Origin of the sequence: Lysinibacillus sp. NPDC094403, assembly GCF_050278745.1 — a bacterium.
Lineage (GTDB): Bacteria > Bacillota > Bacilli > Bacillales_A > Planococcaceae > Lysinibacillus.
The window spans coordinates 239364-252445 of record NZ_JBNNTL010000001.1; the positions used below are offsets into that span (position 1 = coordinate 239364).

Here is a 13082-nt window from a genome sequence, read left to right on the forward strand (position 1 = left end):
GTCGGGTGAAGCGGTGGATCGCCGGTAATTCTTTAACATCGCTGATAAAAGTAAGAGAATCGCTGATAAACCCGCCAACATCGCTGATAAAAGATCAAAAATCGCTGATAAACTCACGAAAATCGCTGATAAAAATCACCCACATGAAAGGAGCAAAGCAATGAAATACAAAGGTTGGTTATTGCCACCTGCATTACGAGATTTTCATGAAGGACGTATTTGGTTAAAGGAGCACGCCCCATTTTCAACAGTAGATATCGAGAAATCAATCAATCACAAATACTTGCTTATAATAGAAGGAATTCAAAAAGAGCCACATCTAAAATGCAATCGTTGCCATAATATTGATACCCAGCAATTTACAATATTTGATTGTTCAAGGTGCCAGCAGCAATGTATATATTGTAGACATTGCTTGAATATGGGGAGGGTGAGTAGCTGTACGCAATTGATAATCTGGACAGGCCCTCGCCCAATTAGAACAAGAAAGCATTCACTCGAATGGGCAGGGCAATTTACAATGCTTCAACAGCGGGCAGCAAATGAAATGCTAGAAAGTGTGAAAGCTAAACGGTCTCATCTTATCCATGCAGTATGTGGAGCAGGAAAAACAGAGCTGCTTTTTCCGACTGTACATTATGCGTTAGAGCAGGGCTTACGGGTATGTATCGCTACGCCTCGTACAGATGTAGTACTAGAGTTATATCCACGCTTTCAAAATGTTTTCCCGCAAACGATAATCCATGCTTTATATGGTGGATCACCAAAGCAGGAGGGTTACGCACAGCTTGTGTTGGCTACAACTCATCAGCTTTATCGTTTTGAACGGGCGTTTGATGTCATGATTGTTGATGAGGCTGATGCATTTCCGTATACATTTGACGAAACCTTACAAAATGCTGTGCAAAAGGCAAAAACAGAAAACGCACCAATATTGTTGGTCACAGCTACACCTTCGCATAAATTACTTACTCAGTATCAAAATAAAAGCTATTCATTTATCCCGAAGCGCTATCATAATCGTCCATTACCAGTCCCTCGATTTAATTCCCTATGGGGCTATGAAAAAAGCTTAAAACGAGGAAAGATCCCACGAAAGCTAAAACAATGGACAGAGGAGCGCCTTGCACGCAAAGAGCCTTTTCTATTATTTTTCCCGAAAGTAGAGTTAATGAAAATAGCAACGCCTCTTTTCCAGTTATTAAATGCAAGCATTATGGCGGTACATGCCGAAGATCCAGAGCGTAAAGAAAAAGTGCTTAAACTACGTCATGAAGAAGTTCCGGGTTTATTGACAACAACTATTTTAGAAAGAGGAATTACGATAAAGAATGTCCAGGTTGCAGTTATTGGAGCAGAATCAACAATTTTTACTTCAAGTGCACTTATACAAATCGCTGGGCGGGTTGGAAGAAATGCTGATTTTGCAGATGGAGACGTCGTATTTTTTCATCATGGCGTTACAGCTGAAATGGATGATGCACGTACAAAAATTCAATATTATAATAAGAAAGGATTTCCTCAATGAATAAAATTGAAACACTTTGCTTATTATGCGCACAGCCACTGCAATCAGTAATTTTATGGAAAATACTTTTAACAAAACAATTTCAACCAACCATCTGTGATAGGTGTTCAGTTCGATTTGAACTTTCCCAAACAACAACTGCACTTTATCAATATAACGATGCGATGAAGGATTATTTGCATCAATATAAATTTCTTCAGGATGTCGCTCTCGCGAAAGTATTTCGGCAGGAACTACATGCGCGATTCAAACATGAAAAAGCAACCATAATACCAATTCCTATGCACCCCCTCAAACAAAGGGAACGTACCTTTTCGCATATGGAGGAACTATTAAAGGCTGCTAATATTCCTTTTATACAACTTTTAGAAAAGACAACGGCAGAAACACAAAGCTCCAAAAATAGAGAGCAACGAATCCAAGCAACACCCCTTTTCCGTCTGATGACTGAAGCACATGTAGAGCATAAAGAATATCTTCTTTTTGACGATATAAAAACTACAGGAACGACTTTAAGGCATGCTACTGAGGCTTTATTAAATGCAGGTGCCAAAAATGTCAAAAGCTTCACACTAATTAATGGATGAAAATGCTAAAGCATTGTGTATAATAGATTACGTGTAAATAAGATTCGTATTTAGCAGTTATATGTAAGAGGAGGAATAGTAGATGGCTGAGGTTCGTAATTGTCCGAAATGTAATGAGTTTTTTAATTATATAGGGGTCAGAGAAGTATGTCATAAATGTGCTCAATCTGAAGAAGAGTTATATCAAATCGTTTATCGCTTTCTACGTAAACGTGAAAACCGTGCTGCGACAGTAGAACGTATTGTTGAAGCAACTGGAGCTGAAGAGGAGCTATTATATAGATGGGTACGCAAGGGGCGCTTGCAGCCTGCGATGTTCCCTAATCTTGGATATCCATGTGACAACTGTGGTCATCTAACGACAAAAGGCAAACTTTGTACAAAATGTCAGGATGAATTGAAGTCGGATTTACGTACATTTGAAGCAGCGAAGGAGTTCCGTGACAGTGTGGCAGAACGTGATCGTGTAACATATCACGCAGAACGAAAACGCTAACTTCTTTAAGCGAGTGTCCAAACACAAAGCCGATTCAGGACGCAATTATGCCGAGGCATAATTGATAGGTTTAAAGTGTGTTAATTTTAAACAAAATTAGCACACTTTTTTATATTTGAAAACTTAACATTATGTGAGACAATCCGAAATAATAGTAAGAAAGCTTTTTAGTTAGGGGGGATTAAATGAAAATTACATCTTATGGGGTTAATGCAGTGAACGCCTATAAAAATCAGGTGCGCAATGTAAAATCAGGTGCTAACAAGGCATCCTTCGCAGATAAAATCGAAATTTCAAAGACTGCACAGGAGATGCAAGGAGTATCAACATACAGCACAGAGCGTGCAGAACGCGTAAAACAATTAAAAGAAGATATCGCTTCTGGTGAATACAAAGTGAACGCTCGCAAAGTTGCAGAAGATATGCTGAAATATTATCGTTTCTAAGGAATATCAGAAAGGGTGCTTAGCAAAATGTCTACAGAAGCGATCTGTTCTACATTAACAAAGCTAGAAAGAATGCATAAAAGCTTACTTGAAATAGCCATTAAAAAAACAGAAATCATTACAGTTGGGAATATCGAAGCACTGGACCAAATGCTCAAGGATGAGCAGGCGCATGTAGCGGCCATCGATAAGCTCGAGCAACAGCGTCAGAAACAGGTAACGGACTACCTTGAAGCAAAAGGATTTGCTTCAACTGACAAAACAACTGTCGCTGATGTCATCGAGGCTGCTGAACAACAGACTGAAAAAGACACGCTTTCAGCAGTGCGCAATCGATTATTGCAAATCATCAATGACTTAAAAAACCAAAACGATTTAAATCAAAAGCTAGTGTTCCAATCATTACAATTTGTCAACTTAACATTGGACGCTTTACAACCTCGTCCTGAGCAAATCAACTATTCTGGTAAGGAAGTTCGAGGTACAAATACAATGGCAAAAAAATCATATTTTGATTCTCAAGCATAAATTGCTGTAAAACGGTTCTAAGGGAGGAAAAAGAATGCGCTCAACATTTATGGGCTTAGAAGCTAGTAAAAGTGGTTTATTTACACAACAAACAGCTTTATACACAACAGGACATAATATTTCCAATGCAAATACATTAGGGTTCACTCGCCAACGGGCAAATATGCAAGCGACTCCTGGTTTTCCAAGTGCAGGCTTAAATCAGCCTACCTATCCAGGACATCTTGGAACAGGGGTAGAAGTAAGCTCGATTCAACGCCTCCGCGATCAATTTACCGATCGACAATATCGTCAAGAAACGAATAAGTTGGGTTATTGGGATTCAAAGGCAAAATCGATTTCGCAGATGGAAGATATCATGTCAGAGCCTTCAGAGTTTGGTATTAACCAATCATTTACAGATTTTTGGAAGTCAATGGAGGACGTTATTGACAATCCAAAAGATACAGCTGCACGTCAAGTATTAATTTCAAAAGGAATTGCAACTGCTGAGTCATTTAAATATATGGATAGACAGCTAAAACAGATCCAAGGTAATATCGGGAATGAAATTAATGTTTCGACGGATAAAGTGAATTCAATTCTTAAACAAATTGCAGCCCTTAATAAACAAATTCAAGAAGTTGAGCCTAATGGTTATGTGCCAAATGATTTATATGATGCACGTGATGTATTAGTAGATCAGTTAAATGAATATATTCCTGTAACTGTTTCAATGCAAAAATCAGGTGGTTTAGCAAAAGCTGTAGCTGAAGGTTCAATGACGATTACATATGTATCAGCGGATGGTACTCCTATTAAATTAGTGGATGGTGGACAATATGCTGCAATTGCAACTATGGACACAAACAATCAGCGCATTGATGGTGATGTAGATGATCAAGCAACAGGGGGCTATGATAACTTTAAAGAAATTAAAATTGCTGCTGTTGGCGAACCACCAGGGGATCCAGCGAATGGAATTGCAATTGATTACAGTCAAATGGAACCTGGTAAAGGTACATTACGTGCATTAATTGACGCATATGGACATAGCGGTGGACAAGGTACTTATCCAGAAATGCTTGCTAATTTAGATAATCTAGCAAATGAATTTATAACAAAATTTAATGAAGTTCATAGTAAAGGTTTTGGTTTAGATGATAGTACAGGTCAAAACTTTTTCTCTGGAACGACTGCACGTGATTTTAACGTAGTAATTACTGATCCGAAGAAGGTAGCGGTATCTGATACGGCGGGTGAGGAAGGTAATAACTTAAACATGCGCAAGTTAGCAGCGCTACAATTACAGGCTCAAGATAACTTAAAGAAAGGCACATTCCAAAACTATTATAAATCGTTAGTAGGGGATTTAGCAGTAAAGGGACAAGAAGCTGAGCGTCATGCATTTAACTTTGAAACAAGTCATTTGGAAATTTCTAAGCGTCGTGATTCAATGAATTCCGTTTCCTTAGATGAAGAGATGACGAATATGATTACATTCCAGCAAGCATACAATGCCAATGCACGTATGATTACAGTGGTAGATGAAACATTAGATAAAATCATCAATGGTATGGGGAGAGTAGGGCTATAATAGCCACTTAACTGAAAGGAGATAAATTTATGCGCGTTACACAATCAATGCTATCGAGTAATATGCTACGCAATTTAAATACAAGCTATAGTAAAATGTCTAAATATCAAAATATGTTGGACTCAGGTAGTGTAATTACAAGACCATCTGATGACCCAGTTGTAGCGGTAAAGGGAATGGGCTATCGTATAGATCTTGATAAAAACCAACAATACCAACGAAATCTACGTGAAGCAAATACATGGCTAGATACAACAGACGAAGCGCTTGATCAAGTAGGAGGAGCATTAAAACGTGTAAAGGAGCTTATTGTACAAGCTGCTAACGATACAAATACCGCTGATGATCGTCAAAAGATCAATGCGGAAATGCAACAAATTAAAGGGCAATTGCGTGATATCGCCAATACAAAAGTGGGCGAAAACTATATCTTTTCAGGCACGCATACAAATCAGCCGCTTTATACTGATGTAACAGGACCGCAAAACCCAGGAATTACTACTGGAGGACAGAAGCCGATTGAAATCAACGTATTTGATGGTATCTCAATGAATATTAATACTCCGGGTGCAGATTTGTTTGGGAAAATTGATGGATTTATGACTGAAGTAACAACACTTTTACAAAGTGGTGCAACAGGTGAGAAGATTAGCGATGCACTTGGTTTAGAAGTAACAAATGGTACTAAGAAAATTCCTGGTTTAGATAGTATTTATGAAAATACATTGACTTTAAGAGCAGATGTTGGAGCTCGTCAAAATCGTGTAGAGATGATGGAAAATCGACTAAGTCTTCAAGAAGTTAATGTAACAAAACAACTATCTAAAAATGAAGACACAGACTATGCTAAGACGATTACAGATATGGTTACACAGGAATCTATACACCAAGCCGCTCTATCTGTAGGAGCAAAGATCATTCAGCAAACTTTAGTAGATTTTATCCGATAAAATCTACTAAGGTTCTGCCCCGAAAGCGAAGCGTCAGGGGCAAACGCGAAGCGAAAGGTTCTGCCTCGAAAGCGAAGCGTCAAGGGCAAACTTTATAATGAATAACAGAGCGTTTGGACAATATGTTCAGACGCTTTTCTTGAAAGGAGAATTGTAAATGAGACTTCCACAAATTCAAATACAGACAACTGATGCAAAAATAGAACTTGAAATTACCAAGCCACAACAGCATATTGAACAGCCGAGAGCTACTCAATCTATTGAACAACCAGCAGCTATCTTAGAGATTCATACAACCAGAGGCGTTTTACAAATCGACTCTTCTCAAGCAAGACGAGATATAGGAATGATAGGTCCTTTGGAATCAAGTGCAAACTACGCTGAAGAAGGTAGACAAGGGGCACTTGACGGGATGGCACGTAGAGCAAGTGAAGGACGTCAATTAATGGAGAATGCAGGTAAAGGACAAGGACGTGCGACTATTCAAAATATCACAAAACAAAACCATGGTCCTCATCGTGTGCCATTCAATATCAAATTTGTACCTTCAGTAGGCTCTGTTAAAATCGATTACACACCAGGTACTACAGACATCAATATTGAGAAAAGAGCCCCAATTATTGACGTAAAGGTGAACAAACCTATTCACGACTACACACCTGGTAAAGTAACTAGTACAATGGTACAAAGACCAGATGTTAACATCGACGTCGTCATTTAAAGGAGCGCATGAAAGAATGAAAATAGCTACTAAATTTTTAGGTGAAATCGAAATTGTAGAACAAGATATCCTTACATTTGAGCAAGGTTTATTAGGTTTGGAAGATTACAAAAAGTTTGTGTTACTACCTATAGATGCAAACCTTCCATTATTATTACTCCAATCAGTTGATCAAATAGAAATAGGCTTTATAATAGCCTATCCATTTGCCTTCAAAAAAGATTATAGCTTTGATATTAGTGACGAGGATCGTGAACAACTACAAATTGAAAAAGAAGAGAATGTTCTTACATACACTATCGTTACGATGAAGGAAACATTGCAGGATTCTACTATTAATTTGCTAGCACCTATAATTATTAACATGGATAAAAAACTAGGTAAACAAATTGTCCTCCAAGATAATAAGTCCTATCCACTACGCTACCCAATGCAAACATTGGAAGGAAGTGCGGAATAATGCTAGTGCTCTCACGTAAAAAAGATGAATCTATTATGATAGGTGATCAAATAGAAATTAAAATATTAGCAGTGGATGGCGAACAAATTAAAATCGGCATTGTTGCACCAAAAACAGTGAAAGTACATCGCTCCGAAGTTTTTGAAGCTATCCAAGCACAAAATAAGGAAGCTTTATCAGCCTCATCAAGCTTCTTAGAACAGCTAAAGAAAAAATAAAGACTATGTGTTTTAGTTTTAATTTTAAACAAGTAATCAATTACATAAAAAAATTAAAAAATTTTTTAAAAAACTATTAAACATTTCCAACTACTAACGATATATATAGTGTAGGACGCAGGAAGTACATACATACTACCTAATCCGAAATTCCACACGGATGTGGAATAACAAAACAAACATTCAAGGAGGAATTCCAAATGAGAATTCAACACAACATTTCAGCTTTAAACACACACCGTAACCTTGCTTTCAACAACACAGAGGCTTCTAAAAACCTTGAGAAGTTATCTTCAGGTTACAAAATCAACCGTGCTGGCGATGACGCTGCTGGTTTAGCAATTTCTGAGAAAATGCGCGGACAAATCCGTGGTCTTGATATGGCGACTAAAAACTCTCAAGACTCAATCTCTTTAATCCAAACAGCTGAGGGTGCACTAAACGAAACACATGCAATCCTACAACGTATGCGTGAATTAGCAGTACAATCTCGTAACGATACAAACGATGAAGCAACATTTGACCGTTCTAATTTAAATGATGAGCTTACTCAATTAAAAGCAGAAATTACACGTATTGCTGGCCAAACAGAGTTTAACAATAAGAACTTATTAAATGGTAGCTTATCTGGTGCTGGTAAAGGATTAGTATTCCAAGTTGGAGCCAACAAAGGTCAAACAGTAAGCTTACAAATTGCCAATATGGATGCAAAAGCATTAAAAGTAGATGGCGTTAAAATTGACACTGGAAAAGCTGCATCAGATGCAATTGCAACAATCAATACTGCTATAAATGAAGTATCGAAGACACGCTCTGGTCTAGGTGCAATGCAAAACCGTTTAGAACATACAATCAATAACTTAGGTGCAGCTTCAGAAAACTTGACAGCAGCTGAATCACGTATTCGCGATACAGATATGGCGAAAGAAATGATGGGCTTCACAAAGAATAACATCTTAATGCAAGCAGCACAATCGATGCTAGCACAAGCAAACCAACAGCCACAAGGTGTACTTCAGTTATTACGTTAATTTGAAGTAATTGAGACTTATCTCAAGAATCATAAAGATGGATTCTTTGAGATAAGTCTTTTTTATTAAGGTATCTAAAAGAAATATAAAAAAGACCTAACTTACACTAGAGGTGAAAAAGGATAATGTTTGAATTAGAATATGAAAATACAAAGAGTAATTTACCTACTCTAAAAGTTAATAATGTTTACTTACATAGTAAGTATAACCCAGTGCGAGAAGCAGAAACATATATATTAAAAAATTTCAAACCTGCACGTTTACAAATATTAATAGGTTATGGAAATGGATATATATTTGAAGCACTCAAAAGCAAAATATCAACAGATGATAAAATTTTAGTCATTGAACCAATAGATGCTATAAAAAATTTAAATATTGATATACACTATACTACCCAAGATGAATTGAAAAAATATTTTGATAAAAATATAACTGTAGTAGATCGAATTAATATGATCGTTTCAAATAATTATGATGTAGTTGTTCCCCAACAAGTAATGGAAATTTTAGAAGTGTTAAATGAAAAAATAAAAAGCAATCAAATTATTGAAAACACATTAAAAAGATTTTCGTTATCTTGGGATGAAAATTATGTGAAAAGTTTAAAGTATGGTAGAGTAGATTATTCAATTGAAAAACTTATAAATAAATATAATCAGCCAGTAGTAGTTGCTTCAAGTGGCCCATCTTTAATGAAACAACTCCCTTTATTAAAGGAATTTAAAGATAAAATTATTATTATTGCATCTGGATCGACAATTAATTCATTATTAGCACATGATATAGAGCCAGATTATGTTGTATCTATAGATGGAGTTAAAGAGAATTTTAACCATTATAAAAACATAAAAGAGAATAATATTACTTTAATTTATTGTCCATTGAATTATTTTGCAATTCGAGAAAAATTTCAAAAAGCGTACTACTTTATTCAATATGCTGAACATCAGATAATAGATCACTATTCAAAATATACAGGGGATAATATAGGGATTTTACAAGGTGGAGGTTCAGTCGCGAACGCAGCATTAAATCTTGCATTTTTTATGACTGATGCTCCAGTTGCATTAATAGGACAGGATTTGGCGTATACAGGAGGTTACTCACATTCTACACATAACTTAAATAATAAAAAATTGGATGAAGAGTCCATGAATAAAGAAATTATAAAAAGAGAAGGGTATTATGGTGATGAAGTATTAACCAATTTTGCTTTTCTTCAAATGAAAGATAGCTTTAACAGTATTATACAAAATTATCAAGTGAAAGATAGAGTATATAACTGTACTGAAGGTGGGTTAAAGATCGAAGAAATAAACCAGCTTTCGTTCTACGAATTTTTAAAAAAATATACAAATACTCAAATCGAACGCGAAGAAGAGAGATGTCAAATTAAGTATTCTATGGATAAGTTGTCTTCTTTATTAAACGAAGATATATTAAATATAAAAGAGTTAATAGCATTACTAGAACAATCGATCAAAACTTTATATAAAGATAAATCTAGTAAAAGGTATAGTGAAAAAGTATTGAAAAAATTGGTGAAAATGGATAATAAAACAGAAGTGTTAATAAAAAAACTAGGATTAGAAAGGGCTTTTAGTTTTATTAATCTTAATGCTGTTAAATACTATGCTGTTGATGAAAAAGAAAATGAAGAAGTTCAATTCCAAAAATCGTTCAAACAAAGTAGCTATTTATATGAAGAAATGTTAGAAGCTACGAAACGAACATTATTTTATTATGAAGAAGAAGTAAAGGAGTTAAGCAAATGAATAAAGAAAACATGGAATTAATGGAAAGCTATAATAACTATTTGTCAAAATTACAACCTGGAGTTATAGCTGTTATTAAAAGCATTCGTAATGAGAACTTTAATAAAGCAGTGGACAATCTATTAAATTTAGTAGAAGGGCTAACTTGGTTAGCAGCAGTCAATAATCATTTGCAAAATTTGGGTCTAGTAAAGTCAATTGATATAAACAAATTGAATGAAATCAATCAAGAATTGGTAAATTCTATTACAGATAAAGATTCGTACTTATGTGCTGATATTTTGGAATATGGATTATTAGACTTTTTATTAGAAATAGAAGAAAAGGTCACAGATAGTAATTAAGATAAATATATATTATTTTAGATTAAAAAGGATAGTATGAAAATGAGGGTAAGACTGAAATGAGACTTATCTTAATACTCGAATATTTAACGGAATATAAAAGAAAAGAAGGAGAATGTGAAAATACGTGTTGTGCTTGGTGGATGTAAGTTACAGTAGATAAAAATACTTGTAAAAATTACCGTTAAAATCCGTAAAAATATTAGCAGTGTCAACAATCATATTTATAGAGAGAGTGAATAAGATTATGAACTATATTTCTATTGGTAATCGTAAAATTGGGTATGATTTCCCCCCTGTGGTCATTGCTGAAATTGGAATTAACCATGAAGGCTCTTTAGAAGTAGCAAAAAAAATGGTGGATGCAGCATGTGAGGCAGGAGCAGAAATTATTAAGCACCAAACTCACATTATAGAAGACGAGATGAGTAAAGAAGCAAAACATATAATCCCAGGAAATGCTGATGTATCAATATATGAAATAATGGAACGTTGTGCTTTAAATGAAGAAGATGAGGTGGAATTAAAAAATTATGTTGAGGAAAAAGGAATGATTTTTATTAGTACACCTTTTTCTCGAGCAGCAGCAGATCGTCTTGAAAAAATGGGAGTGATTGGTTACAAAATTGGTTCTGGTGAATGTAATAATTATCCTCTAATTGAACATATTGCCTCATTTAGAAAGCCAATCATTGTATCAACAGGAATGAATGATATTGAAAGTATACATAGAACAGTAAAAATATTAGAAAGTAATAATGTACCATATGCTCTTTTACACTGTACAAATGTTTACCCAACTCCACCTGAATTAGTTAGATTAGGTGGAATGCAACAACTTCAAAAGGAATTTCCAAATGCTGTTATAGGTTTATCAGATCACACTCTTAATAATAATGCATGCTTGGCTGCTACTGCTTTAGGTGCATGTATACTAGAGAGACATTTTACTGATAGTAAGGACAGATCTGGTCCAGATATCGAATGTTCAATGGCACCGAATGAACTAAGGGATTTAATTAGTGGAAGCAAGGAAATTGCTAAAATGCGTGGAGGGACAAAGGTAGCGATACCAGAGGAAAAAGTCACAATTGATTTTGCATTTGCTACCGTTGTTTCTACTAAACCGATAGTAAAAGGTGAACGGTTTACAAAGGATAATATATGGGTGAAAAGACCTGGAACTGGTGAAATTAAAGCGGAAAAATATGGTGAGATAATTGGAAAAGTAGCTACGATAGATATTTCAGAAGATACTCATATTGATTGGAGTATGATTGAATGAAAAGAATTGTCTTTCTAACAGGTACTCGTGCTGATTATGGGAAAATAAAAGCCTTAATGCAAGCTCTGGAAAAAAATAGTATGTTTGAATTGCAAGTTTTTGTAACAGGTATGCATATGCTTTCTAAATATGGCTCTACTTATAAGGAAATTGTAAAGGATGGATTTCCTCATATATATCAATTTGTAAATACCCGTGATAATCAAAGCATGGATATAACTTTAAGTAACACAATAATAGGGTTTAGTAATTATATAGAGGAATTTAAACCTGATTTAATTGTTGTACATGGTGATCGAGTTGAAGCATTAGCTGGAGCGATAGTTGGAGCTTTTAATAACATTCGAGTAGCGCATATAGAAGGTGGCGAAATATCTGGAACAATTGATGAATCAATTCGTCATGCTATTACAAAATTCGCTCATTTCCATTTTGTGGCAAATGAACAGGCCGCCAAGCATGTGTTTCAATTGGGTGAAAATCCAAATACTATATTTGAGGTAGGGTCTCCAGATGTTGATGTAATGCATGCCGATAACTTGCCTTCAATTATATTAGCGAAGTCACGATATGAAATTAATTTTGAAAAGTATCATATAGTAATGTTTCATCCTGTTACAACTGAAATGGAGTCTATCCAAATACAAGCTGAGGAATTAGTATCGGCTATAAAAAAATGTAAAGATAATTTTATAGTAATTTATCCGAATAATGATGAAGGAAGTAGCAAGATATTTGATGCATATGAAAAATTAAAGGATTGTAATTATGTGAAAATTTTCCCTTCTATTCGATTTGAGTATTTTTTAACACTGTTAAAAAATGCTGAAAGTATTATAGGAAACTCAAGTGCAGGTATTCGAGAAGCAGGAGTTTTTGCAACACCTGCAATTGATATTGGTAATCGACAAAAAGGGCGATATTCTTTAAGTACAATGCCACATATTGTACATGTTGAAGCTAAATCTGAGAAAATTATAGAGGCAATAAATATTGTAAGAAATATGAAACTCGATCCACAATCATTATTTGGGGACGGAAAAAGTGTGGAAAAAATTATGCGAACGCTAAGCGATTACAGATTATGGGAAACATCTGTTCAAAAGCAATTTATCCCCATTATAGAGGTGTAAA

General features: G+C 35.1%; 15 protein-coding genes. All 15 read left to right on the forward strand.

Annotation, left to right across the window (positions count from 1 at the left end):
- The first annotated feature begins 160 nt into the window (after positions 1-160).
- The 15 genes from ACQKMV_RS01040 (at position 161) to neuC (ending at position 13081) form a co-directional block, all read left to right on the forward strand.
- Positions 161-1528, forward strand: a complete 1368-nt coding sequence (locus tag ACQKMV_RS01040) for a DEAD/DEAH box helicase (RefSeq protein ID WP_427501990.1) — start codon at positions 161-163, stop codon at positions 1526-1528.
- On the forward strand, positions 1525-2115 hold the full coding sequence (locus ACQKMV_RS01045; RefSeq protein WP_427501991.1) for a ComF family protein: 591 nt from the start codon (positions 1525-1527) through the stop codon (positions 2113-2115). The genes ACQKMV_RS01040 and ACQKMV_RS01045 overlap by 4 nt, the downstream gene beginning before the upstream one ends.
- 82 nt (positions 2116-2197) lie before the next feature.
- The gene (locus ACQKMV_RS01050) at positions 2198-2611 is read left to right on the forward strand and encodes a TIGR03826 family flagellar region protein (protein WP_427501992.1); all 414 of its coding nucleotides are present in this window, start codon (positions 2198-2200) and stop codon (positions 2609-2611) included.
- Positions 2612-2796: 185 nt separating this feature from the next.
- The gene (gene flgM / locus ACQKMV_RS01055; protein WP_427501993.1) at positions 2797-3057 is read left to right on the forward strand and encodes a flagellar biosynthesis anti-sigma factor FlgM; all 261 of its coding nucleotides are present in this window, start codon (positions 2797-2799) and stop codon (positions 3055-3057) included.
- Between the two features lie 27 nt (positions 3058-3084).
- Complete coding sequence (locus ACQKMV_RS01060) at positions 3085-3585, forward strand: flagellar protein FlgN (protein ID WP_427501994.1); 501 nt, start codon at positions 3085-3087, stop codon at positions 3583-3585.
- Between the two features lie 34 nt (positions 3586-3619).
- Positions 3620-5161 (forward strand): flagellar hook-associated protein FlgK, encoded by a 1542-nt coding sequence (gene flgK / locus ACQKMV_RS01065; protein WP_427501995.1) that lies wholly within the window; start codon positions 3620-3622, stop codon positions 5159-5161.
- A gap of 29 nt (positions 5162-5190) precedes the next feature.
- Positions 5191-6111: a flagellar hook-associated protein FlgL gene (flgL, locus tag ACQKMV_RS01070; protein ID WP_427501996.1), complete on the forward strand. Its 921-nt coding sequence runs from the start codon at positions 5191-5193 to the stop codon at positions 6109-6111.
- A gap of 157 nt (positions 6112-6268) precedes the next feature.
- Entirely contained in the window at positions 6269-6832 is a 564-nt protein-coding gene (locus tag ACQKMV_RS01075; RefSeq protein WP_427501997.1) for a DUF6470 family protein, read from the forward strand.
- A 16-nt stretch (positions 6833-6848) separates the two neighbouring features.
- Positions 6849-7292 carry a flagellar assembly protein FliW gene (fliW, locus tag ACQKMV_RS01080; RefSeq protein ID WP_427501998.1) on the forward strand — a complete coding sequence of 148 codons (444 nt, stop codon included), beginning with the start codon at positions 6849-6851 and terminating at the stop codon, positions 7290-7292.
- Complete coding sequence (gene csrA, locus ACQKMV_RS01085; protein WP_197149126.1) at positions 7292-7510, forward strand: carbon storage regulator CsrA; 219 nt, start codon at positions 7292-7294, stop codon at positions 7508-7510. The genes fliW and csrA overlap by 1 nt, the downstream gene beginning before the upstream one ends.
- 200 nt (positions 7511-7710) lie before the next feature.
- Positions 7711-8541, forward strand: a complete 831-nt coding sequence (locus ACQKMV_RS01090) for a flagellin (protein WP_427501999.1) — start codon at positions 7711-7713, stop codon at positions 8539-8541.
- 125 nt (positions 8542-8666) lie between these two features.
- On the forward strand, positions 8667-10319 hold the full coding sequence (locus ACQKMV_RS01095) for a motility associated factor glycosyltransferase family protein (protein WP_427502000.1): 1653 nt from the start codon (positions 8667-8669) through the stop codon (positions 10317-10319).
- Positions 10316-10663 carry a hypothetical protein gene (locus ACQKMV_RS01100; RefSeq protein ID WP_427502001.1) on the forward strand — a complete coding sequence of 116 codons (348 nt, stop codon included), beginning with the start codon at positions 10316-10318 and terminating at the stop codon, positions 10661-10663. Before ACQKMV_RS01095 ends, ACQKMV_RS01100 begins: the two co-directional genes overlap by 4 nt.
- Positions 10664-10910: 247 nt before the next feature.
- The gene (gene neuB, locus ACQKMV_RS01105; protein WP_427502002.1) at positions 10911-11948 is read left to right on the forward strand and encodes an N-acetylneuraminate synthase; all 1038 of its coding nucleotides are present in this window, start codon (positions 10911-10913) and stop codon (positions 11946-11948) included.
- On the forward strand, positions 11945-13081 hold the full coding sequence (gene neuC / locus ACQKMV_RS01110; RefSeq protein ID WP_427502003.1) for a UDP-N-acetylglucosamine 2-epimerase: 1137 nt from the start codon (positions 11945-11947) through the stop codon (positions 13079-13081). The genes neuB and neuC overlap by 4 nt, the downstream gene beginning before the upstream one ends.
- The last annotated feature ends 1 nt before the right edge of the window (position 13082 follow it).